The sequence below is a fragment of the Sediminibacterium sp. genome (assembly GCF_030695065.1).
Classification (GTDB): Bacteria; Bacteroidota; Bacteroidia; order Chitinophagales; family Chitinophagaceae; genus Sediminibacterium.
In genome coordinates, this window is record NZ_JAUYTR010000025.1 from 118,996 (window position 1) to 143,359 (window position 24,364).

Below are 24,364 nucleotides of genomic sequence, written 5' to 3' on the forward strand. Positions count from 1 at the left end.
CAATAAATTAGTTTGTTAATTCCTTTTAAACTAATTCTTTAGGATTAACATCCAACGCTTCTGCAATTAGTAATAGGTAGGAAACAGAGAAGTTTACTTTACCTAATTCAACCCTATTTATTTGGGAATAATCCTTATCGTTACATTTAAAGGCTAAATCCATCTGTGTAAGACCTTTTTGGAGACGCAATTCTCTGATTCTGCTACCAATTTTAAGCAGAAATTCATCATCCCTATAATATGGCTTCCTTGACTTTTTTTTCACCCACTAAAGGGAACAAATAAGGATAATTTGTCATAGGGATAATTATCCTTAATTTTAATTTATAATTCAAGTTTTTTATGGAACTAGCTCAGATAAAAGCAATTGAAATTTTTTTAACAAAGTACCCTAAACTTAAAGAAATCATAAATGATAGAAATAAGCTTGAACAATTCCTCGAAAGGAATCCAGATATAAGTTTAGAATTTATGGAAAAATTAGCAAATGCTAATAACCCTTATTTAGAGTTGATTGATGAAATTGATTCAATTCCTGAAGAAGACATTGATGTAGCAATTTTAAAATGTCAACAAGGTGTCTTAAAATTTCCTAATGAACAACATATATTCTACAAGAAAATATCCCAGTTATTTGAAGGAAAAGAAAAGTATACAGATTCTATTACATATGCTAAAAAATCAATTGAAACAACTCCTAAAGAAATAGAAGATTATCAATATAAAATATATTGGCTCCAAATGAACATTTTCGATTGTTATATGAAATTAAAAGAATGGGAAAAGGCATATTCATTAATTGACGAAATTATATTACCTTCTCCTGATTACAAATATAGTAGAGGAATAAAAAAAGTAGAAGTTCTAATTAAATTAGAATTTCTTGAATTAGCAAACTTAATAGTATGGGAACTTATTGATGATATTTCTCCAAAAGTTGGTAGTGATTATATGAAATTATATGACCTTTATTCTTTCAAAGTAAGAATTAGCATTGCTGCAAATTTGGATGAAGATTCTATTAATAAGGATAGAGAAAAGATGGCTGAATATTCTTATTTAATGTTACAAAATTGGTAGGGCTATGCTAAAATTTGAAACTATAGAATCAAGTGGAACAAATGCATCTTGCAATAAATGTGGTATTTCAACTTGGGTTACAAATTACATGGAAGGGACTGAAGAAGGTGAAAGAGTTACTTATTGGGGATTTCAATGTCTTACTTGTGGGAATATAGAAACTGGTAAAGCTAGAGAAACTGAAACAAATGGAGGATGTAGGGAATGTGGTGGCATATTAAGTCGAAAAGAACCAATTAAATGCCCTGCATGTTTAGGAAGTGGAATTGTATCTGATAAGGTAAAAGCTAAAAAAAGATTTTTACTTACTATTAAAAAAGGTGCAGATTATAAAATACCACCTCTTGACAATAAAATAGGATTTACAAAAGAAATTATTTCATCACTACTAAGCCTCAATTTAATATTAGCTAATATAGATGCTGATGGGAAAGATATTGTACATACTGGTGAAGCAACTGTTGCAATAAAAATGCTTAGTTTCTTTGAAATAGACCCTAGTACTTCATTATTTGAATATGATATTTCTATGGAATTAGAAGTTATCTTAAAGTACTTGAAGCACTTAAGGAAAGAGCAGATTGATTGGCTATTAGTTTGCTTGCATGAACTTATAGTTTATGATGAGGATATAAATGAAATCGAATGGAATTTTATGAAAATCCTTCTGAATAACTTTGGAATGGATGAAGAGTACTATTTCAATTGTCTTTTAGAAGCTACCATGACTGATGGAACTTGGATAATCAGAGGTTCTGATTAAATAGCAAATATGGATATATTTCCCTTCATTAGTAAGAATGGCTTATGGCATTTAGATGGGTCTGAATACTTAAGTTTGGATATTAATTGTAATTAACTAGATAATATCTAGTTGCATAACAGAAACTTCCAGTTCTGGTTCATAAAAAGTGTCTTTGATATGTTTGTTAAGGTATTCAATTATTAATATTTCATCTGCTTCTTGATAAAATAATTCAGGGTCTTTGCTAAACTTAGTGAAAATAACTCCTCTTAGAAACTTCATTATTGCTTCAAAGAGTTCTTTATTATAAGTAGCAGGAACTTCTATCAATTGATTCTCTTCATTCCAAATATTGATTTGTAACGAAGCTTGTTTAGTATGGGTGTCATAAACTAATATAAATCCATGTGGTTCACAGCCTCTTTTCAACACCCATTCTACATATATAGGACGAGCAAAATCATCAAATAATTCTATTAGTTTAGACATAGGATAAAGATAACTTACATTAAATTTTAAAAGAATAATTTAAACGTATTTATTAATGCACATGGATATTTTGCATTTTGTTTGTAAAAATGGCTTATGGCATTTAAGTACACCTGAGTTAATTGATAAGTTTGATATTTATCATACTCCATTAATTATTGCAGAAAGAGGCTTTGTTGAGATTCTAGATGAATTATCAACAGGTATATTTAACTATTTGATTCTTGGTTTCCATTATCAGCCCATATATCCATATGATGTTTTGATTATTCGAGAAGGAGCAAGTTATAAATGTGTTTCACTTCTAGGTCAGGATAAGGATTCATTTGTTTGGTTTCCAGATTACGTCTACAAGGCTATGGAGAATAATTATAACTCTAATAGGATTTATATAGAAATTGGTGCTGTATATCTTTCTTGATGTTTGAATTCTTAATTAATAAGCATGGATAAAATTTCCTTCATTAAAACCAACGATTTATGGCATGTTAATATGCCTGAACTTATTGTAAACCATATAACTTATAAAGAGCCAAACTTTATAACTGAAAGAAACATGATTGAACTATTGGACACTTTGGCTAAGAAAAAATCAACCAATCTGCATCTGGAGTTTCATTACGAGTATATAAATCCTTATGATGCAAAAATGGTAAGAGCCAGGAATACATATAAGTGTGTTTCAATCTTTTACAAGGAAAAGGAGATGTTATTGTCTTTCCCTCCAATTCTTGAAAGGGCTATGAAGAGTAATAATAACTCACAGTATATTTTTGTAAGGGTATTTTCTGTATTAGTAAAAGAATAATATTTTCGTCATATCATCCTTTCTTCATATATTCATAGTACCCAATTTATTCCTCCCCCAATTGTTTCGTTTGTAATTATTTACTAACCCTATAAACTTATGTTTCTTAGGTAGTATGATTTGTTTAAAATAAATTAAAACAACAATATGGATTTCAAAGACCAGATTAAACAGTTAGGTGAAAGAGTAATAAAACTCAAAGACCAAATTAACACTGAAGAAGCTACTAAGAATGCTTTTATTATGCCATTTATGCAAATATTAGGCTATGATGTATTTAATCCTACAGAAGTAGTTCCAGAGTTTGTGAGTGATATTGGTATTAAAAAGGGTGAAAAGATTGATTATGCAATATTTAAAGATGGAATGCCAACAATACTCATTGAGTGTAAGCATTGGGCACAAAATTTAAATTTGCACGATGGTCAACTACTTAGGTATTTTCATGTATCTAAAGCAAAGTTTGGCTTACTTACTAATGGTATCATATATAGATTCTATTCAGACCTTGTAGAGGCTAATAAAATGGACGAAAAACCATTCTTAGATTTTAATATTACTGATATTAAGGATAATCAAATTGAAGAGCTTAAAAAGTTTCATAAATCAGTGTTTGATTCAGAAAGTATAGTAAATACAGCTAGTGAGCTTAAATATACAAATGAGCTAAAAGCACTTCTACATCAAGAACTTACGAATCCTAGTGCTGACTTTGTAAGGCATTTTGCAAAGCAAGTTTACCCAAGTGTGGTTACTGCTAAAGTTTTAGATTTATTCACTAATCTCACTAAGAAATCTATTCAACAGCATATCAGTGACCTTATTACTGAAAGACTAAAGACAGCTTTAACAAAAGAAGATGAGGCTACTAAGGAACAGCAATTAGTAGAAGCAGAAATAAATAAAACTGAAGAAAGCAAAGTTGAAACTACTCAAGAAGAATTAGAAGGTTTCATGATTGTTAAATCAATATTAAGGGAAAAAATACCTGTAAAGAGAGTAACTCACAGAGATGCGCAATCTTATTTTGCAATTTTATTAGATGATAATAATCGTAAAACAATTTGTAGACTCTATTTAAATGGGCAGAAAAAATATTTTGTTATACTAGATGAAAGTAAAAAGGAAGTCAAGAAAGAAATTTCTTCAGTTGATGATATTTTCAATTATTCTCAAGATTTATTTAGTGTAGTTGAGAGTCTAGATAAAGGTAAAGAGTAATCAAAATATTTTGTGGGGTATCATTTAAAGTTTTTTCCCATTAAAACATGACTAATTTTATTAAACGCCCTGAATAATAGTACTTAGTATAAACAAGTATAACAAATGGAATACTACTTTATAATATTTTGGATAGCTGGAATTGTTCTAGGTTTTACTGTTTTGTATCTAGTAATAAAATCAGCTATTATTAATGGTATTAAGGAATCTGGTATTTTGAATGCTAGAAGCGATTCAACCAAAGAAGCCAATTCTACTTATTATAAACCCAACTCTGCACAAAGTTTGCTGAAAAGTAGATATGAAAGAGGTGAAATATCTTTTGAGGAATATATTAAGAATCTAATGAGTTGAAGTAGTCGAGGTTTGCCCTAATTATTTTTTGTGGATTAGTTTAATTATTCATGTTTGCTTCATTTTTGGATTACTAGATTAAGCAAAAAAATATTTTTTAAAAGTTAAAATGGTAATGATTTCTAGGTTTTAATAAGGATGATATTCTATTCTAAAAAAAATATCTACTTTCTAGTATATAGAATTTGGGCACTTTTATTTAATAGGTAAAAAAAGTTTAAAATGAAATATAAAAAGTTGCAAATCCAAAATTATAAAGGGATTAAAAATGTAGAAATAGATTTTACACATAATCGAATACTAACTTTAGTTGGATTAAATGAGAGTGGTAAGACAACAATATTAGATGCAATTAATTTGTTTTATTCTTTAGCTAAAGATAAAAAATTAACAACTGAAGAGCTTAATCTATTAAGACCTAAAGGAATAGATTTTACTGGAGATATTATACTTAGGGGTACTCTAGAATTTGAAGAATCAGATTATGCTAAAATGGATATTTATTTAAAAGAAAACAATATTCCAACAAAAATAATTTACCCTAAAATATATAGTTATGCTTTTTCATTTAAATATGAGGTTCATACATATTTATCTAGTATTGGAAATGTAATATTCGAGGCAAAAGACAATGCCAAAGCCAAAACCAATAAAACGCTATTCAAAACAAACAATGAATTATGGAATAAGTTAGTCTTTTTTATAAGAAGAGAATTAGTACCAGAAATTTTATATTATGAGGATTTTATTTTTGAAATTCCAGATAAAATAAATTTTGATATTAATTCTAAAATAAATTTGCCTCAAAAGAATAATGCAATTGAAGAATGGAAACTTGTATTTGATGATATCTTAAAATCAGTAAATCCTAAATTCATCACTTTTCAAGAACAAGTAGTAAATATTTGGAATACAGATAATGATACTGCGAGGCAAAGGATTGCAGCTATGGAAAAGATATTGGATATTAAAATTACGAAATCTTGGAAAGCACTTTTTGATGATAATGATGAAAAAAGTAATCAAAGATTGAATTTTAAAGAAATCAAATTAATTCCAATTGCTGTTGAAGCCAATTCTATAAACTTTTCGTTTAAAATTAAAACAGATAGTGGGAAAGAATTTTCTTTGAATGAAAGAAGTAAGGGATGCAAATGGTTTTTTTCTTTTTTAATATTTACTGAGTTTAGAAAAAATAGGACTAAGAATATTTTGTTCCTGCTTGATGAACCAGCTTCTAATTTACATTCATCAGCACAGCTGAAAATTTTGAGTGCTATTGAATCATTAAGTGATAAATCTGTTATTGTTTATTCAACTCATTCACACCATTTAATTAATCCCAAGTGGTTAAATGGAGCTTATATTGTAGTAAATGAAGCAATGTCAACAAGTAATCTTGAAGGTGCATTTACAGATAACGATGCTAAAATAACTGCTTATCGTTATTATAATTATGTAAGTCAAAATAAACAACAATCTCAAAGTCTTTTTTTTCAGCCTATTTTAGATAGATTAGATTATAAGCCTAGTTATTTAGACCCAATTCCAGATGTTGTTATTACAGAAGGTAAATTCGATTGGTATACTTTTAAATATATTAATGAAGTCCTTCTCAATAATGAATTTGATATTAGCTTCTATCCTGGAAAAGGTGCTGATTCAAACGAACAAATTTTAAGGCTCTACATGTCTTGGGGTTCTGATTTTATCTTATTACTTGACAGCGATGAGAAAGGTAAATCTGCAACTATTCAATACATCGATATTCTTGGAGCATATGTTAATGATAGAATAATTACTTATGAAAATATTTTCAATAGACTACTTGTTACAGAGGATTTATTTACAGATAATGATGTTAAGGAAATAATTACTGCTGCTTTTGAAAAAGAAAATTATGATTCCATAAAAAGTGATAAAAAGAAATTCAAATCAACATTAAATTTTGCGATTTCCCAATTATTGGTTTTAAAACAGCCAATTTCACTTGAATCCACAACGATTGAAAACTTTAGACTACTTTTCAATCGTTTAGCAAATGCATTAAAGGGGAATAAGATTTATACTCATTAAGGTGTTATTCCTTTTTGATTATTAGAAGAGTTTGAAAAAAACAAAAAGGGGCTACCAAAAAGGCTAAAATTTTCTTTATATTTAGATTTAATGATAATTTTAATATGTGGGCTACAAATTTATATAGGAAATATTAAAGGAGCCTTAAAATTAGATGGTTTAATTGATTTCTGGTCAGTCAGTAAAACCATTAGAAGTTTGATTGACTGACTAATATTTTCAGATAACGATATTTTGGGTCAGGTTTGGGTCACAAGTTACAGTCAAAAAAGATGGAAGTGCTGTATAAAAAGGGTTTCAGAAGAATTTCAATTTGCATGCCATGCAAGCGCTCTAGCCAACTGAGCTAACCCCCCATAGGAGTGCAAATGTAAGCGGCGGGCGCTAATCCCCAAAATTAGTTTTGGCCTAATATCACAATAAAACGCCCTATTTCTCGTTGTACTTGACAGATAAGTTTAAGTGAACACCATGAGAAATAGCCAACTATTCATAGTCCTCTGCCTTTCAACTGCTATTGTGCTATCGGCATGTAAAAAGGAAGTAGACAAACCTGCAGATCAGCAGGAAACCACTGAAGATAATAGCCCGCCCATTGGGGGTGCTACGGCGGTGTTTAGAGACACTGTTTCGGTGAAAGATGGGGAAGTAACCATTACTTATGCAAAGTCTGATGCTTGCTATCCTAGTAATGAAATTTTTTCTTTTACTGCTTCTGCAGCCGGCATTCCTGCTGGGGCTAAATATGTGTGGGAATTTGGAGACGGCAAATCACTTACAGGAACAACGGTAAGAAATATGTATCGTAATCCTGCAACTTATACCATTATTTTACAAATCAAGAATGCTGCAGATGTATTGATTCATAAAGCTTCTGTTTCAGTTAAAGCTTTGGGGCAACAAGTAACCCCGACTGCAATTTTTTCAAGTGCGTTGCCCGACATCAATTACTTAAACAACATGACTTTTACCAGTAGATCTACAGTTCCTACTGGTACAATTGTAGACCATTTATGGGATTGGGCCGATGGTACCACTAACAATAGTTCTAATTCTTTCATGCCAAAGAATTTTCCTAAAGTTCCAGAAGATAAAACCTATAATGTTAAGCTGATAGTTTCTGCTAATTCAGGCTGTAAAGACACAGCTTCTTTAAATGTATTCGTGCCTGCTTCCTATAATATCAGTGGCAACTTTACTGCTGAACAATTTGATGCTTGTACCAATGAGTATTTTGTTTTCACTCCAACGGCAACAGGTGTTCCAGCAGGTGCGGTGTACACATGGGATTTTGCCGATGCTACTGGTTTAGTTACGGGCAGCCCTGTTAAAAAGCAGTTCACTTATCAGAACGATTACGATGTTAAAATGACCATTACCTTAAAAGGTAAAATTATTTATCAAACCCATAAACCTGTTCGTGCATTTGGTCAAAACATTAAGCCCAAAGCCTTGATGTTAAAGAATGTAGTAAGTTCTACTTCTACCAAAGAAATATGGGCGTTCTATAGCCAGTCAAATATTCCGCACGGGTATTTAACTGGATACAGATGGGAAATGCCTTTTAACAGAGTTGATGATAATTTCAACACTATTGTAGAACAAGAATATACCAAAGCTGCAACGCCTACTAATTATTCTGTTCTTTTAATTGTGACCAGTAATACCGGTTGTAAAGACACAGCCGTTGCTAATATAACCGTACCGGCTAAATAAGCCTACCCAATGAAGCAGTTAAGTGTTTTGTTCCTTGTTGGCTTTATGGCAATCATTCTTTTTTCTTGTAAAAAAGAAGCGGATATAGATTTGGATAAATTGGTGCAAGTAGACTCTGTACAAATTACTAAGGGAGCAATTGTTACGGTGGCTCGGGATACCACAACGGTTACTTATGGAAATGTGGAAGCAAAGTTCAGCCAAACTTCTACCTGCTATCCTTCTAAAGAAGTGTTCTCATTTACAGCATCAGGTGTTGGCTTGCCTGCAGGTGGTTATTATAGTTGGAGTTTTGGGGATGGGAATATCGCCAACGGCGCAACCACTACCCATTCTTACCAAGCCGCTGGTTCTTTTGTAGTAACTTTAATGGTGATGGCCAATGCCAATAATATGTTGGCTAAAGTGAGTTTTGGTGTAAAAGCTTTGGGTCAGCAAACCAAGCCAGAAGCCATTTTTTCGACCAAGTTTGATTTTCCGCAGAATATTAATTACGTCACATTCAATAGTGCTTCTTCCATTAATCAAGGAGATATTATTCAATTCAAATACAATTGGGGCGACGGAACCGAATACATTAGTTCAGTGGGTTTGGTACGGCATGAGTTCCCCAAAAAAGTGAATGATACCACTTATTCAGTTAAGCTTACAGTGCTTTCTAATTTTGGTTGTACCGATGATACCACCGTTCAAGTAACTATTCCGGGAATGTATAGTATTAAAGGAAAATTCAAAACAGAATCCATTGATGCATGTACCAATGAAAGAATTTTATTTACGGCGGAGGCAGAGAATGTGCCTACTGGGTCAGTTTATGAATGGGATTTTTCGGATGGAACAGGGCCTAGAACAGGTAATCCAGTCCTTTACAAATACAAGCACCCCAATGATTACGATGTAATCATGACCATAAAATTAAACGGAAGAGAAATTTATAAGACCAATAAACTAGTGAACGCAAAAGGAGAGAACCCTAGGCCTAAAGCAATTTTTGAAGAGACGCTTGTTTGGGATTATCCTTCTTCACAACGATGGTCTTTTAATAGTAAATCTACCATCCCTACCAGTACCATTGATTCTTATCAGTGGAATTTCGGAAATGGCAATACCAATAATGAATTCTACAGTTTCATTGAAACCAGCTACAATAAAGAAACCACTAGTAAATCTTACACTGTTCAATTAATTGTAACCGGAAATGGTTGTGCGGATACTGCTAGAAAGACGATTACTATTCCGCCTAGATAAATTTTATGGAAACACATAGCTTTTTAGTTATTATTTATCAATATCTAAAATGTTGTTTATGATATTGGTATACTTATTGTTGTGTATCTATGAATAAAATGAGCCCATGAAATTTTTCACATCAACCATCTTATTTGTTTTTGCTTTTGCAAGTTGCAAAAAAGATTCTACTCCAGAAATTGACCAAAGAGTGGTTGTTAAATATGATTTACTAGCAACAGCAAAGTTTACCAATCCAAGTTGGGTATATATAACTGAAAGTCCCGGAAAGGAATTGCCTACTAATATGCTTATAACAGATTCTGTTTGGAGTGCTGAATTTAAATTTCCTAAAGGAGCTATCATAAAGTTTGAAACTGGGATTGCACTAGCAGGTATTAATCAATCTTTTGTTTCTTCTATTTATTTTAATGGGGTAAAAAAAGCAACATTGGTCCCAAGTGTAACTACTAATGTAAATAATACTACAAGAGGCGCTACTAAACTAGAAATGGTGGTTGAATAATTCTTTTCATATTGTTATTAATTAGGTTGATGTGCTGCTTTTTTTAAGAAATGTTTTTTTATATATGCATTTCTTATATTTAGTTTAATTTCAAACTAAACTAGCAATATGTACAAAATACTCAAAACAGTATTGGCTATTCCTTTAATAATAGCCTGCTCCAATCAGGGTAATCAGTTTAATGAAGAAGACGGTCTCTCCGTTTTTAACGCCGACACACTCAAAAAACATATTGCTGTATTGGCTTCAGACGATTTTATGGGGCGTAAACCTTTTACTGAAGGAGAAACCAAAACGGTAGCTTATTTGCAAGCTCAGTTTAAGCAAATGGGGCTAGAGCCTGGTAATGGGGATAGCTATATTCAAGAAGTGCCCATGGCTAATATTTTGGCAACTGCTGCTCCTAGTCTGCAAGTAAAATCTGCAAAGGGAACTTTTAATTTAAAAGCATTTGACGATTATATTATTTGGACAGATAAAACCGATTCAAGCATTAGTTTAAACAATGCAGACTTAGTTTTTGCAGGGTATGGGGTAGTGGCTCCTGAATATAATTGGAACGATTATGCAGGCTTAGATGTGAAAGGAAAAGTGGTAATGGTAATGGTGAACGATCCTGGTTTTTGGGTAGGAGATACTACCCTCTTTAAAGGGAAGGCCATGACTTATTATGGCAGGTGGACCTATAAGTTTGAAGAAGCTGCAAGGCAGGGTGCTAAAGGTTGTTTAATTATTCACAACACTGCTGCAGCAAGTTATCCGTTTAGTGTACAACAAAACAGTTTTAATACCACTCGATTGAAATTAGACAATCGCGGTAAGGATATTCCCAATTGTGATGTGATAGGTTGGGTGCCAGAAAAAATTTCACACCAATTATTTGCTGCCGCGGGTTATGACTCTAGTTTGTTGGTTAATGCCAATCAGCCTGGCTTTAAAGCGGTGCCGTTGGGTTTGCAATTGAGTACTACCATGACTGTGAAAGCCAGCTTCAATAAGTCGAGCAATGTGATTGCAAAAATCACCGGAACTAAAAGACCTGATGAAGTGATCATTTATACTGCGCATTGGGACCATTTAGGTATTGGACGTCCAGATCAAACTGGGGATTCAATATACAATGGGGCTTTAGACAATGCTTCAGGCACTGCGGGTTTATTAGAAATGGCGAGGGTATTTAAGAATATGAAAGCTAAGCCCGAACGTACGATTGTGTTTTTAGCCGTTACTGCAGAAGAGCAAGGGTTATTAGGTTCTGCTTATTATGCAGAAAATCCAATTTATCCAGTTAATAAAACAGTAGCCAATATCAATATGGATGGGCTCAATCGTTTCGGTAAAACCAAAGATATGGTGGTAGTTGGACAGGGCCAATCGGAGTTAGAAGATTATTTAAAAGAAGCCATTGAAAAAACGGGTGGATACCTTTCATTTGATACGCATACCGAAGCGGGGTATTATTATAGATCCGATCATTTCAATTTTGCAAAAGTGGGTATTCCTGCATTATTTGCCAACAATGGGGTAGATGTGGTTGGTAAAGGAAAAGAATATGGGGAGACTTTAGAAAATGAATATACCAGTAAAAATTATCATCAGCCTTCTGATAATTATGATGCAACAACTTGGACGGGTGATGGTGCCATTAACGATTTAAAATTATTGTTTACCATTGGCCGCAGAATGGGTTTTGAAACTAGTTTTCCAAAATGGAAAGAGGGTTCCGAATTTAAATTGATTAGAGAAAAAAGCAACAAATGATTACCCAAGCAGCCATAGAAAAAGCCCACGAAAAAATCAAACCATTTATTCATCATACGCCTGTATTAACCAATAGTAGTATAAATGAAATGGTAGGTGCGGAACTTTTTTTCAAGTGCGAAAATTTTCAAAAAATTGGCGCGTTTAAAATTAGGGGAGGAATGAACGCGGCCCTTAGTTTGAGCCCCGAACAAATTGCTAAGGGATTGGCTACACATTCATCTGGCAATCATGCACAGGCTATTGCATTTGCTGCAAAAACATTGGGCACCAAAGCTTTTATTGTTATGCCTGAAAATTCTCCTGCAGTTAAAGTGAATGCTGTAAAAGGGTATGGCGCAGAAGTTATTTTTTGTGCACCTAATCAAGCAGCTCGTGAAGAGGCACTTAATAAAATTGTTGCTGAAACGGGCGCTGAGTTTATTCACCCTTACGATGATGATCGGGTAATTACAGGTCAAGCAACTTGTGTGAAAGAATTGATTGCAACAGTACCCACATTAGAAATAGTTTTGACGCCAGTAGGTGGTGGTGGTTTACTATCGGGTACTGCTTTGGGAGCGCATTATTTTAAACCTACTCTAAAAGTTTATGCAGGTGAACCAGAAGGTGCAGCAGATGCCATCTTAAGTTTTAAGTCGGGCAAAGTTGAAAAAGCGCCCTATGTAAATACCATTGCTGATGGCTTATTAACCACTTTAAGTGAACGAACTCTTTCAATTATTCGCGAACATGTTACCGATATTTTTTTAGTAACAGAAGCCGAAATAAAAGCGGCATTACGATTGGTATATGAGCGAATGAAAATTGTGGTAGAACCCAGCTGTGTAGTGCCTTTAGCAGCAGTAATTAAACACAATGAATTATTTAAAGACAAGAAAATAGGCATTATTTTAACGGGGGGTAATGTAGACTTGAAAAAATTTGCTGATTGGTTTAATGATTAAAGTATATGCCTGAACAGAATATCCAATTTGATGCAATTGTAATAGGGTCCGGAATCAGTGGAGGTTGGGCTGCAAAAGAATTATGTGAAAAAGGATTAAAAACGTTGGTGCTAGAACGTGGTAGAAATGTGGTGCACAAAAAAGATTATCCCACGGCCAACTTTAATCCTTGGGACATGCCACACAGAGGAAAAATTCCTCCCCCCGAAATGGACCTTGATCCCATTGTAAGCAATTGTTATGCTTATAAAGAAGACACCAAACATTTTTTTGTAAAAGACAAGGAACACCCTTACATACAAGAGAAACCGTTTAGTTGGATTCGTGGCTACCAAGTAGGTGGTAAGTCTTTGTTATGGGCCCGGCAAACACAACGTTGGAGTAAATACGATTTTGAAGCACCACTTAGAGATGGCTTTGCAGTTGACTGGCCAATTCGTTACAACGATATAGATGCATGGTATAGTTATGTAGAAAAGTTTGCTGGCATCAGTGGTAATAAAGATGGGTTAGACGTGTTGCCAGATGGTGAATTTTTACCTCCTTGGGAAATGAATTGTGTAGAGAAAATTCTACAAGAAAAAATCATGCAAGCTTACCCTGATAGATATGTAATTCAAGGAAGGTGTGCGCATTTAACTGAGCCCACTGCTGAACATTTAGCTCAGGGAAGAGGACAATGCATGGCCAGAAAATTATGTGAGCGTGGATGTCCTTTTGGGGCTTATTTTAGTTCAAATAGTGCTACTATTCCAGCTGCTGAAAAAACGGGTAATATGCATTTGAAAACCAATGCAGTGGTTGAATCAATTGTATACGATGATCAAACTAAAAAAGCTTCAGGAGTTAGGGTAGTAGATGCCATTACACATGAAGTAACAATATACAATGCGAAAATTATTTTTGTAAATGCAGCTTGTTTAAATACCAATTTAATTTTACTCAATTCAAAAAGCACTCGTTTCCCCAATGGGTTAGGAAATGACAATGGTTTAATGGGCAAATACATTGCATTTCATAATTACCGTGGTAATATCACTGCTCAATTTAAAGGTCCATTAGACCAATACTATTATGGAAGAAGGCCCACCCAAGTGATGATGCCTAGTTTTAAAAATGTATTGAAACAAGAGACTGATTTTTTAAGAGGCTATATGGTTCATTTTAGTGCATCACGAGCCGGAAGGCCAATGGTGGATGGGGTAGGAGCTGCATTTAAAGAAGCGATAACAGAACCGGGCGATTGGAGTATTTATATGATGATGCAAGGGGAAACTATACCCAAGGAAACCAATCAAGTTTCTTTAAGTGAATATGAGCGAGACAATTGGGGTGTTCCTCAATTGGTTGTATCAGTAGACTACGATGAAAACGACGAGAAATTACTCCAAGACTTTTTTAGAGAAGGGAAAGCCATGTTAGAAAAAGCGGGTTGTACAAAAATTAATACATGGGATAGTAAGCAACCTCCGGGTTTAGATATTCATGAAATGGGTGGAGTAAGAATGGGTAAAGATCCCAATACTTCTTTACTGAATCAATTCAATCAATTGCACCAATGTAAAAATGTTTTTGTGACCGATGGGGCTTGTATGACTTCTACCGGAAACCAAAATCCTTCTCTTACTTTTATGGCACTCACGGCAAGGGCTGCTGATTACGCGGCTGAACAAGTAAAACTTGGCTTATTATAAAAGCCCAATTTTATTTTAATTTCCATAATTGTCCTTCGTAAAAAAAAGGTTTAAGTTGAATATAGTATTTATCTGAGTCTGCAATAAAATCGTATACCAAGTTAAAGTGTTGGTGCATATACCCATAAAATTTGGGCTTACTATAAAACCAACAAGTATAAGAAGCAGGTACCCCATAAAATTCTGGTGGTACATGTTGTATGGCTATTCTATCTCGGTCTTCATCGTTAAAAGCAATATAGTCAATGTATAAATATTTGACCCCGCTCATTCGTATCTGGTCTAATAACTCGTAAGTCTTTTCTATATATTGTATAACTCCAGAAAAAATAATGATATCAGGCTGATGGTGTTGTAAGCATTCTTCTAAAGAGTAGTAAAAATGCAATCTTTCATGTTCAAATTCTTTTCTACCTATTTCTACATAATTAGGCTGTTCAACAATACACCAGTTTAAATTATGCACAGATTGTAGAAACTGCTTTTTATGATTATAAGTGGTTCCTAAAGAACCCCCAAAATCGAGCACAGTTAAATTGCAGTTGTTTTCCGCAGCCACATGTAAAAGGGTTGATAGCATAGTGAAATTCAGCTTCGGATTATCGTACACAATCCCGTCTCGCTCATAAGCCACTTCGCCATTGACTACTTTTCTTGTAGTTACTCTAATTTTCTCAACAATGCTTTGTTCATCATAGCCTTTGGCTATTTTATTGGCTTCTGCAAAGTTTTCATAATCTCCCTTCCAACCATATTTAAAACTATACCAGTAAAGGGTTCTGAATATAGGCGGTATAAATTGTTTAAGTAGGTAATGCATAACTGTGTAAAAATAACACAGCAAATCCCATATAAAAAATAAACTATATAACCTGTAGTTTTAATATCCTGCAACCGAATCATCCCCTCTTCTGTCAGCAGCAGCTTCTCTTATTTTATTGGGGAGTATTCTAATTCCATCAGTTCTTCCTATACTGCTTCTGTCTTTTAGTATATAGCCCATTTTTTGCAACGCTTCTTTGGTTTTGGGATTGAAATTGGTTTCAATCATTACTTCATCTGGCAACCACTGGTGATGAAATTTAGGGAGGTCAATGGCATCGCCAATTTTCATATTGAAATCAATGATATTCACCAATGCTTGGTAAACCGAAGTTGGTATGGTTGTTCCACCTGGTGTGCCAATGACTACATAAGGTTTTTTATTTTTTAATACCAACGTAGGGGTCATTGAACTCAACATCCTTTTACCCGGAACAATCGAATTGGCTTCTCCACCAACAGCGCCAAACATATTGGGTACTCCTGGCTTTACACTAAAATCGTCCATTTCATTATTCAATAAAAAACCTGCACCACCCACAACAACTTTAGATCCATAACTACCATTTAGGGTGGTTGTTACAGATACCACATTCCCTGCCGCATCCACTACACTTAAGTGAGTTGTTTCTTCACTCTCTTTAATAAGACCGGCATTAATTTCTTTACTACTGCCAGCTTTGTCGGGGCTATAGTCACTCATTCTTTGTGCCAAATAATCATCACTAATCATGGTCTTCACAGGGACTTTCCAAAAATCGGGGTCTCCCATATGTTCAGCTCGGTCTGCAAATGCCCTTCGCTCAGCTTCAATCATTAGTTGAACCGATTGAATGGATTGAAATCCCATTTTAGAAACTGGATATTTTTCAATCATTTTCATCATTTGTGCCAATAAAATTCCTCCACTGCTGGGCGGAGCAAAGCTGACTACTTCGTGACCTCTATAGTTGAACACAATTGGTTCTCTAAGTTTGGCGGTATAATTTTTTAAATCAGCATGTGAAATAATTCCTCTGCCTCTTTCCATTTCTGCAACAATCAAGTCTGCTGTTTTACCGCCATAGAAACCCAATGCGCCTTCTTTTTGAATTCGCTCAAACGTTTGCGCTAACTCTTTTTGAATTAAAGTGTCGCCTACTCTCCAACGGTTGGGTCTATAAAAAGCGGTAGGTTGAGTACTGAATCTTGCAATGGCATCTTTTATACTATTAATACTGGCTGCTTCTTTTTCTGTTAATACAAATCCTTTGGCAGCAATATCAATGGCAGGTTGAATAAGCACTTCAAACGGAAGTTTGGCATATGCATGTGAAGCAAATAACCCTGCAACGGTACCGGGAATACCAGAAGCCAAATGGCCATGTTGAGATAAATTGAGTTGTGCATTGCCGTTTTTATCTAAGTACATATCCCTAGAACCTTTTTCTGGAGCGGCTTCTCTATAGTCTATGCCAATCAATTCACCGTTCGTTTTTCTTGCCAATAAAAAACCACCCCCACCAATATTGCCGGCATTTGGGAATACAACAGCTAATACCAATTGAGTGGCTATAGCTGCATCAAATGCATTGCCTCCTTTTTTCATTATAGCTGCACCAACCATACTTGCAAGTGGATGCGCACTACTTACTGCTGCCTGTTTAAACTCGGCCCTTTTTACAACTGTATAATGATAAGGATCAATTTCTTTATTGGGTCCTACAATGGAGGCTATTTGCTGTCCGTTTGTTTGGTAGATGCTGCCCAACAAAACGAAACCTATTAAATATTTTCTCATATGGTAATTTACATTTTTTATCGGGTTTTCATTCCCTTTCTTCCTATTTTCATGTTTCATTAATGAACTTATGAAGAAATTATTATTTGGACTTTTAAGTCTTGCCTTTTCATTGGCAACCATTGCTCAATCGGTACCTAGCCCCGAACAATTTTTGGGATACAAGGTAGGAACTCGTTTTACGCGTCACCATCGCATAGTAGAGTATGTTAAAACGGTTGCAAACGCAAGGCCAGAAATGGTTAAGATAGAAAAATACGGGGAAACCAATGAAGGCAGAGAACTGATGTTGGCTTTTGTGAGTACGCCAGAGAATATGCAAAAATTAGATCAAATTCGCATCAATAATTTACGCATGGCTGGTTTGTCAAAAGACAAAGCAGCTCCTCAAGTTGAAAATGCACCTGCCATTGTTTGGTTAAGTTATAACGTGCATGGCAATGAGGCTTCTTCTTCAGAAGCATTCTTGTTAACCATTCATGCTTTAACCGATCCAGCTAATGCACAAACCAAAGAATGGTTAAAAAATACAGTAGTGGTTTTAGACCCTTGTATTAATCCAGATGGAAGAGATCGTTATATTAACTGGTATAATTCAGTTGTAGGAAAAAACTACAATGCCGATCCAGCTTCAAGAGAACATGCAGAACCATGGCCAGGCGGAAGAAGCAATCACTATAATTTTGATTTAAATAGAGACTGGGCTTGGCAAACACAAGTTGAAACCCAACAGCGTATTAAAAAGTATCAAGAGTGGATGCCACAAATTCATGTAGACTACCATGAGCAGGGTTTTAATGAGCCTTATTATTTTGCACCTGCGGCAGAACCGATCCACGAAGTGATTACTCCTTGGCAGCGCGATTTTCAAGTAATGATTGGTCGTAACCATGCTAAGTATTTTGACCAAAATAATTGGTTGTTTTTTACAAAGGAAAGATTTGATTTATTGTACCCTTCTTATGGGGATACTTACCCGGTGTACAATGGAGCAATTGGTATGACTTATGAGCAAGGTGGAATTAGAGCCGGTTTGGGTATTTTAAATGAAGACAACGATACCTTAACCTTGGTAGACCGTGCAGCTCATCATTTTACTACAGGCTTGTCTACTATTGAAATAGCTTCAAAAAATAAAAGCAAATTATTAGCTGAGTTTAAACAATTTTTTGACGACAGCAGAGCAGGAAAAATTGGGGAATACAAAACCTATGTTTTCACTGCAAAGGATGAAAATAAAATGGCAGCATTAAAAAAATTGCTAAGTCAAAATGGAATTGAGTATGGTGTATTAAGTAGCAAAACATTTAGAGGGTTTAATTATTTTACAGGGAAAGAAGATGCTTTTACCGATGAAGGAAATCATATTGCAGTAAGTTCATTTCAACCAAGAGCAGTAATGGCTAAAGTATTATTAGAGCCAAGAACGGTAGTATCTGATTCAAATACTTATGATATTACTGCATGGGCGGCGTCTTATGCTTATGGAATTAAAGGTTATGCAGTTAAGGAAAAATTAGCGGTAAACCCTGAATCAGCAGGCACTTCAGTTGCTTCAATTAACAGCAACTATGGTGCCTTGGTACCTTATACATCATTCAGTAGTGCCAAAGTATTGGCTTATTTACTTAAGAATGGGGTGAAAGTACGTTTTGTTGAAAAACCGTTTACTTATAAAAGTAAAAATTACGATAGAGGTACATTGGTAGTGTTAAAAACCAGTAATCAACAAAATTGGTTAACAGTGTTAAACAATGCTTGTGCACAATTTAATGTTCAAGCCGATGCAGTAGAAACTGGCTTTATGGATAAAGGCTCAGATTTTGGATCGCCTGACATCAAAAATATCGCTGCAACACCAAGAGTTGCTATGTTAACTGGTGAGCAAAGTTCATCATTAGCTGCTGGAGAAGTTTGGCATTATTTTGATAAAATTTTGGAGTATCCCATTACGCTATTGAACGCAGTAGATATTGCTCGTTATAATTTAAAAAATTATGATGTGCTTATTATACCTGATGGAAATTACAGAAGCTTAGGTGAAAAAGCAACGGCAGATAAATTGAAAGACTTTGTGCGTGGAGGTGGAAAATTGATTGCTTTAGAAAACGCAATGGCGCTCATGAGCCGATCAGACTGGGGTATTAAATTAAAAGAAGCAAAAGCAGACAAGGCAGAAGATTCAGTGAAAAAATATGCCAATAGAGAAACCGATTACATCACTAATTCTATTCCAGGAGCAATTTATAAAGTTGATTTAGACAACACACATCCTTTGGCTTTTGGATACCCTGAATTTTATTATACACTAAAGCAAGATGGCAATGTATATGAAATGATGAAAGATGGTTGGAACGTGGGCACTATTAAAAAAGACGCGTATGTAACTGGTTTTGCTGGAGCAAAATTAAAACCCAATTTAAAAGATGGAATGTTGTTTGGTGTGCAAGATATAGGGGCAGGAACAGTGGTATATATTGCTGAAGATCCATTGTTTAGAAACTTCTGGGAGAATGGTTATTTGTTAATTGCAAACGCTGTTTTTTTAGCTGGTAAATAATTTAATGCTATTATAACAAAAGGGTTAAGGATTCGACCAGTAGGCGCTCCTTAACCCTTTTTTAATTTGATTCAAATTCGATGAGCTATATCCGAATATTCAGTGCCAGCATAAAGTTTCTTCCAGCCATTGGGTAATAAAAATTTTCTGTGATAACCCCTCCTCCAGCAAAATAGCTAAAAGTATATCCATTTGGTTCATACTTTTTATTGTAGAGGTTATTCAGCTGAAAAATCAATTGTGCTTCTTTTATTAATTTATTCTTGATGGTATAAATGGCTCTAAAGTCTTGCGTGTAAAATCCATTTAGTTTTCTTTGTTCGTTTTGGGTGTTGTCTAAGTATTGGTTGCTTACCCATTTATTTAATAAACTCAACTCAAGTTGTTGTATTGGTGTAAAGTTGATTCCTAATGCAGCAACCAATGTAGGTGAAAAAGAAATGTCTTTATTGCGGTGCTCAAAACTGAGTTGTCCGCCATTATCATAATCGTCTATATATTCAGTAAAAGCTTTGATTTTATTTTTACTAAGGCTAATATTTCCGTTAATATTTAACCAATTTTTTACTGCAGCAGCTGCTTGTATTTCTATACCTGCTCTGTAACTATTGGGTATATTGGTTCTGGTATATGCTCCCACATCATTAATAGCACCTGTTAAAACCAGTTGGTTATTATACTTCATGTAATAGGCAGTGAGGCCCAAAGAATATTTGCTATTTTTTTGTTCAATTCCTAATTCCCAATCGTGTAAGGTTTCATGTGTAGGTTGATTTATTTGACTAGCCTGAAAATCGTCTCTATTGGGCTCTTTACGTGCAACAGCATAACTGATATAACCACTCCAATTATTTTTATTGTAGGCAATACCAGCTTTTGGGTTAAAGAATGTGAACGATCTGCTGATATTCAATGTTGGATTATCACTAAATCCATTCATGCTATGTTTAACAGTTCTTAGTTGTAAGTCGGTAAAAAGCGAAATGTTTTTAGCAATAGGGTATTGCCATTTTGCATATATATTGGCATCGTTTTTTGTAGCAGGTAAATCATAATATTTATATCCGCTTGGTACCGTTCCAACTTCCATAAATGGAATGGTGCCGAAGTGAGTTCCATTGTAAACAGACCAGCCTCCACCTAAAGTAAATTCATGTTTGTTTTTCTTGTATTGTAAAGAAATGATTTGACCATAAAAATCATTATCTAGCCAACGCTGCCTTACTAAATTGGTTCTGGTTATGGTGTTGCCAGCAACTACTGCATTTGGAAGTCCATACCTAGAAAAACGTTGGTCTGCTTTGTATTCTTCATAATAGCCATTTCCCTTTGTTAAAAAGAAAGCGGTATTAAATGACCAGTACTCATTAATGGCGGTATTGTAAAATAATTGGTAATGTATTTGTGTGTAATTATCGGTTTGATTTTCGTATGGGCTTCCTACTTTTTCAGTACCTGCAGGATTATTGGTGCGATCTGTTCTTAACAAATTTTCAGCTACTCCATACCATGCTTGATAGGTTTTTTCTTTGCCTGAAAATACATTTAATCTGAGTGAAGATTTTTTGTTAAGGTAAGCAGCACTTATATAAAAAGACTTTAGATCACTGCTGGCCCTGTCTATGAATCCATCACTTGTAATTTTGCTGACTCTTGCATCTAATGTAAAATGATTACCTATTAAGCCTGTGCCTGCTTTAATGGTATTTTTTATGGTGTTAAATGAGCCAATACTATTATTGAATTCTGTGTATGCTTTGCTATTGAATTCATTGGTGCTCATATTGAGGGTTGCACCAAATGAACTGGCACCGTTAGAAGAGGTTCCTGCTCCCCTCTGAATTTGTATACTATTAACGGAAGAGGAAAAGTCTGGTAGGTTTACAAAAAAAGTACCCATACTTTCTGCGTCATTATATGGGATACCATTCAAGGTTACATTTATTCTTGTGGCATCTGTTCCCCTGATTCTTATTCCCGTATAACCCACCCCATTGCCTGCATCGGCATTAACTACTACAGCGGGTGTTTGATTTAATAAAAATGGAATATCGGTTCCTAAGTTTAATTTATTAATGGCCGATTTATTTAAATTGGTTTTGGTAAAAGGGGAGCGATCGCTTGCTCTAATAGCTTTTACTTCTAATGGTTGAAGAAATAGTTGAAACGGCTTTAATTCAAAAATATGCAGTTTGTCAAAATTGGAGGGGATTGTAAAACTGCCGTTTTCGAAGCCAATACTGCTAATGGTTAAACTGCCAGGTTTAGGCACTGGTACAATGAATACTCCTTGCTCATTGGCACTAATTTGTCTGTTGCCAATGCTAATGGTAGCCCCCGCAATAGGATTGCCACTGCCTTTTTCTACTACTTGGCCATTGAATGTGTTGGAACTTGTTTGTGCAGTAATCATTAAGCTGAAGAGCATGATTGCTGTTGTTCCCATAATTTTTTTCATTTTTTAAATGGTTTAAAAATTAAATAATGGGAACAGGGAAATGCAATAGGAGAGGTATCCGAAAAATGTATCACCTTCCCTTCGCAGGAATTACCCTGTTCAGGTTCAACGGGTATTTCTCAGCCGAACGAATAAAACGTTCAGCACCCCGAGGACAAGGCAAAAATAGTTCTTTCTTTTTTAAAGAGGGTGTAACTTTCTGGCTGTTCAACCGTTTTTATAAAAAATCTCGCTATGAAGAAACAAATTCTACTCATGTTAAGTGCTTTCATATTTGCAACAAGCTTTGCACAAGATGAAAAAAAATTAGTGTTTGATGTAAATGCCCAAGAGCGTAAAGTAGGTCCATTTAATGGTATTGAAATTTCTGGAGCCATTAATTTGTTTATATCACAGGGAAAAGAAGCAGCGGTTGCTGTAAGTTCCAATGAGCCTGAATTATTAGACAAAATAAAGACCGTTGTAAGGAACAATACTTTATATATATCCCTCGATACAAAGGGGATGAGCTGGAAAAAATGGGGCAATAATCAAATAAAAGCATACGTAACTTTCACCGATTTAATGAAGTTGGAAGCTTCTGGTGCTTGCAATATCAAATCGGCCGGTAAAATGAAATTAGATGAATTAAAAGTGCAATTATCTGGTGCTAGTGATTTTACAGGCGATCTTGAAATGGGCAATATTCGGATAGATTTAAGTGGTGCTTCACAAGTAAATTTAAAAGGGACAGCTGTTAAAGCTACTTATTTAGCAAGTGGAGCTAGTAGTATAAAGGCATTCGATTTTGCTGTAAATTTTTGTAAAATTGATGCAAGTGGAGCTTCTTCTGTTCGAGTTTTGGCTAATAAAGAAATTAGTGCAGAAGCAAGTGGGGCAAGCAGTATACAATACAAAGGGGAAGCAATGATTAAAGATTTTAACAGCAGTGGGGCTTCTTCAGTTAAGCGAAAATCAGACTAAAAGTTAAATAATATTTGGTTGCTAAGTTTCTAAAACCTACTTTTGCAACCCATTACATCGCGAGATAGAGCAGCGGTAGCTCGTCGGGCTCATAACCCGAAGGTCGGAGGTTCGATCCCTCCTCTCGCAACAGCTTAAAGGCCCTTATGGGGCCTTTTTTTATGGGTTTAAGTTATAATAAAAGATAAACAGTTATTTGAACTGCCTTTTTTGGCAGCAAGGAGATTGCCTAAATAATGATTAAATTGAATTGGTGAAAGCAGGTTTTGTAAATATTTTTGGTAAACCCAACGCGGGTAAAAGCACCCTCCTAAATGCATTGATAGGAGAGAAGATGGCTATTGTTTCTCCAAAGGTTCAAACAACCAGGCATCGGATCAAAGCATTTTTAAATAAGCCCGGCGAATACCAAATTATATTTTCTGATACCCCAGGCATTATTGATCCTAAGTATAAGCTGCATCAAAAAATGATGGATTCGGTAAAAGGTGCATTGGAAGATGCAGACTTAGCCTTATTAATGGTAGACGCCAATGATAATTTTGAAGAGTGTGATGCTATTTTTTCTGCACTTAAATTAAAAGTGCCCGCTTTACTTATTTTAAACAAAATTGATATTGCAGGGAATGGTAAAATTGCAGAAGCTGAAGCTTTTTTTGCGAATAAGCCCTATTGCAAACAATTGGTAAAAATTGGTGCGCTACAAAAATTACACCTCAATAAATTGTTGGCTGTAATTGTTGGAATGTTACCCGAAGGGGTTCCATTTTATAATGAAGATGATTTGAGTGATTTGCCAACTCGTTTTTTTGTATCGGAAATGATACGGGAAAAGATTTATGAATTGTTTGCAGATGAAATTCCTTACCACACTGCTGTATTAGTAAATGAATACAAAGACAAAGGGAATATTGTAAAAATTCAAGCAGATATTATTGTACATAGAGAAACACAAAAGGCAATCATAATTGGTGAGAAGGGAACCATGATAAGGCAAATTGGTATTCAAGCAAGAAGAGATATTGAAGCTTTTGTGCAGAAAAAAATATTTTTAGAGTTATTTGTAAAAGTGCGTCCTAAATGGCGCGACAATGACCTTCAATTAAAAGAATATGGTTATCAATAAAAAGATAACTG

At 34.6% G+C, this 24,364-nt stretch carries 21 protein-coding genes, 1 tRNA gene and 1 riboswitch; of the genes, 17 read left to right on the forward strand and 5 right to left on the reverse strand.

Translation table 11 applies throughout. The features are described 5' to 3' along the window. Positions 1–25: 25 nt before the first annotated feature. Positions 26–265, reverse strand: coding sequence for a helix-turn-helix domain-containing protein (locus Q8S25_RS14750; RefSeq protein ID WP_371131622.1), 240 nt, complete (start codon positions 263–265; stop codon positions 26–28). Between the two features lie 77 nt (positions 266–342). Between Q8S25_RS14750 and Q8S25_RS14515 the strand changes: the two genes are divergently transcribed. Both Q8S25_RS14515 and Q8S25_RS14520 read left to right on the forward strand, forming a co-directional pair. Then, the gene (locus Q8S25_RS14515; RefSeq protein ID WP_305538837.1) at positions 343–1,080 is read left to right on the forward strand and encodes a hypothetical protein; all 738 of its coding nucleotides are present in this window, start codon (positions 343–345) and stop codon (positions 1,078–1,080) included. A gap of 4 nt (positions 1,081–1,084) precedes the next feature. Beyond that, positions 1,085–1,843, forward strand: coding sequence for a hypothetical protein (locus tag Q8S25_RS14520; RefSeq protein WP_305538838.1), 759 nt, complete (start codon positions 1,085–1,087; stop codon positions 1,841–1,843). Between the two features lie 96 nt (positions 1,844–1,939). Here Q8S25_RS14520 and Q8S25_RS14525 read toward each other — a convergent pair whose 3' ends face one another. Continuing rightward, entirely contained in the window at positions 1,940–2,314 is a 375-nt protein-coding gene (locus tag Q8S25_RS14525; RefSeq protein ID WP_305538839.1) for a hypothetical protein, read from the reverse strand. 55 nt (positions 2,315–2,369) lie between these two features. On the opposite strand from Q8S25_RS14525, the gene Q8S25_RS14530 reads away from it, so the two are divergent. The 11 genes from Q8S25_RS14530 (at position 2,370) to Q8S25_RS14580 (ending at position 14,644) form a co-directional block, all read left to right on the forward strand. Further along, a complete protein-coding gene (locus tag Q8S25_RS14530; RefSeq protein WP_305538840.1) occupies positions 2,370–2,735 on the forward strand; it encodes a hypothetical protein in 366 nt (121 codons plus the stop codon). A gap of 24 nt (positions 2,736–2,759) precedes the next feature. Next, positions 2,760–3,122 carry a hypothetical protein gene (locus Q8S25_RS14535; protein WP_305538841.1) on the forward strand — a complete coding sequence of 121 codons (363 nt, stop codon included), beginning with the start codon at positions 2,760–2,762 and terminating at the stop codon, positions 3,120–3,122. Between the two features lie 147 nt (positions 3,123–3,269). Continuing rightward, positions 3,270–4,343 carry a type I restriction endonuclease gene (locus tag Q8S25_RS14540; protein ID WP_305538842.1) on the forward strand — a complete coding sequence of 358 codons (1,074 nt, stop codon included), beginning with the start codon at positions 3,270–3,272 and terminating at the stop codon, positions 4,341–4,343. 105 nt (positions 4,344–4,448) lie between these two features. After that, a complete protein-coding gene (locus Q8S25_RS14545) occupies positions 4,449–4,697 on the forward strand; it encodes a hypothetical protein (RefSeq protein ID WP_305538843.1) in 249 nt (82 codons plus the stop codon). Between the two features lie 222 nt (positions 4,698–4,919). Then, entirely contained in the window at positions 4,920–6,773 is a 1,854-nt protein-coding gene (locus Q8S25_RS14550) for an ATP-dependent endonuclease (RefSeq protein WP_305538844.1), read from the forward strand. A 471-nt stretch (positions 6,774–7,244) separates the two neighbouring features. Beyond that, positions 7,245–8,489, forward strand: a complete 1,245-nt coding sequence (locus Q8S25_RS14555) for a PKD domain-containing protein (protein WP_305538845.1) — start codon at positions 7,245–7,247, stop codon at positions 8,487–8,489. Between the two features lie 9 nt (positions 8,490–8,498). Then, positions 8,499–9,737: a PKD domain-containing protein gene (locus Q8S25_RS14560; protein WP_305538846.1), complete on the forward strand. Its 1,239-nt coding sequence runs from the start codon at positions 8,499–8,501 to the stop codon at positions 9,735–9,737. Between the two features lie 106 nt (positions 9,738–9,843). Continuing rightward, complete coding sequence (locus tag Q8S25_RS14565) at positions 9,844–10,242, forward strand: hypothetical protein (RefSeq protein ID WP_305538847.1); 399 nt, start codon at positions 9,844–9,846, stop codon at positions 10,240–10,242. A gap of 108 nt (positions 10,243–10,350) precedes the next feature. Continuing rightward, positions 10,351–12,003 (forward strand): M28 family metallopeptidase, encoded by a 1,653-nt coding sequence (locus Q8S25_RS14570; RefSeq protein ID WP_305538848.1) that lies wholly within the window; start codon positions 10,351–10,353, stop codon positions 12,001–12,003. Then, positions 12,000–12,950 (forward strand): threonine/serine dehydratase, encoded by a 951-nt coding sequence (locus Q8S25_RS14575; RefSeq protein ID WP_305538849.1) that lies wholly within the window; start codon positions 12,000–12,002, stop codon positions 12,948–12,950. The genes Q8S25_RS14570 and Q8S25_RS14575 overlap by 4 nt, the downstream gene beginning before the upstream one ends. A 5-nt stretch (positions 12,951–12,955) precedes the next feature. Beyond that, positions 12,956–14,644 (forward strand): GMC oxidoreductase, encoded by a 1,689-nt coding sequence (locus Q8S25_RS14580; protein WP_305538850.1) that lies wholly within the window; start codon positions 12,956–12,958, stop codon positions 14,642–14,644. Between the two features lie 10 nt (positions 14,645–14,654). Here Q8S25_RS14580 and Q8S25_RS14585 read toward each other — a convergent pair whose 3' ends face one another. Beyond that, complete coding sequence (locus Q8S25_RS14585) at positions 14,655–15,464, reverse strand: methyltransferase, TIGR04325 family (protein WP_305538851.1); 810 nt, start codon at positions 15,462–15,464, stop codon at positions 14,655–14,657. Positions 15,465–15,524: 60 nt separating this feature from the next. Continuing rightward, positions 15,525–17,246, reverse strand: a complete 1,722-nt coding sequence (gene ggt / locus Q8S25_RS14590; protein ID WP_305538852.1) for a gamma-glutamyltransferase — start codon at positions 17,244–17,246, stop codon at positions 15,525–15,527. A gap of 70 nt (positions 17,247–17,316) precedes the next feature. Between ggt and Q8S25_RS14595 the strand changes: the two genes are divergently transcribed. Beyond that, the gene (locus Q8S25_RS14595; RefSeq protein ID WP_305538853.1) at positions 17,317–19,806 is read left to right on the forward strand and encodes a M14 family metallopeptidase; all 2,490 of its coding nucleotides are present in this window, start codon (positions 17,317–17,319) and stop codon (positions 19,804–19,806) included. A gap of 85 nt (positions 19,807–19,891) precedes the next feature. On the opposite strand, the gene Q8S25_RS14600 is transcribed toward Q8S25_RS14595, so the two are convergent. Continuing rightward, positions 19,892–22,264, reverse strand: coding sequence for a TonB-dependent receptor plug domain-containing protein (locus Q8S25_RS14600; protein WP_305538854.1), 2,373 nt, complete (start codon positions 22,262–22,264; stop codon positions 19,892–19,894). Positions 22,265–22,323: 59 nt separating this feature from the next. Next, positions 22,324–22,425, reverse strand: a riboswitch (TPP riboswitch). A gap of 73 nt (positions 22,426–22,498) precedes the next feature. Here Q8S25_RS14600 and Q8S25_RS14605 point away from each other — a divergent pair. The 3 genes from Q8S25_RS14605 (at position 22,499) to era (ending at position 24,353) form a co-directional block, all read left to right on the forward strand. Beyond that, complete coding sequence (locus Q8S25_RS14605) at positions 22,499–23,227, forward strand: head GIN domain-containing protein (protein WP_305538855.1); 729 nt, start codon at positions 22,499–22,501, stop codon at positions 23,225–23,227. Positions 23,228–23,285: 58 nt separating this feature from the next. Continuing rightward, positions 23,286–23,357, forward strand: a tRNA-Met gene (locus Q8S25_RS14610). Positions 23,358–23,480: 123 nt separating this feature from the next. Beyond that, positions 23,481–24,353, forward strand: a complete 873-nt coding sequence (era, locus tag Q8S25_RS14615; RefSeq protein WP_305538856.1) for a GTPase Era — start codon at positions 23,481–23,483, stop codon at positions 24,351–24,353. Positions 24,354–24,364: the final 11 nt, after the last annotated feature.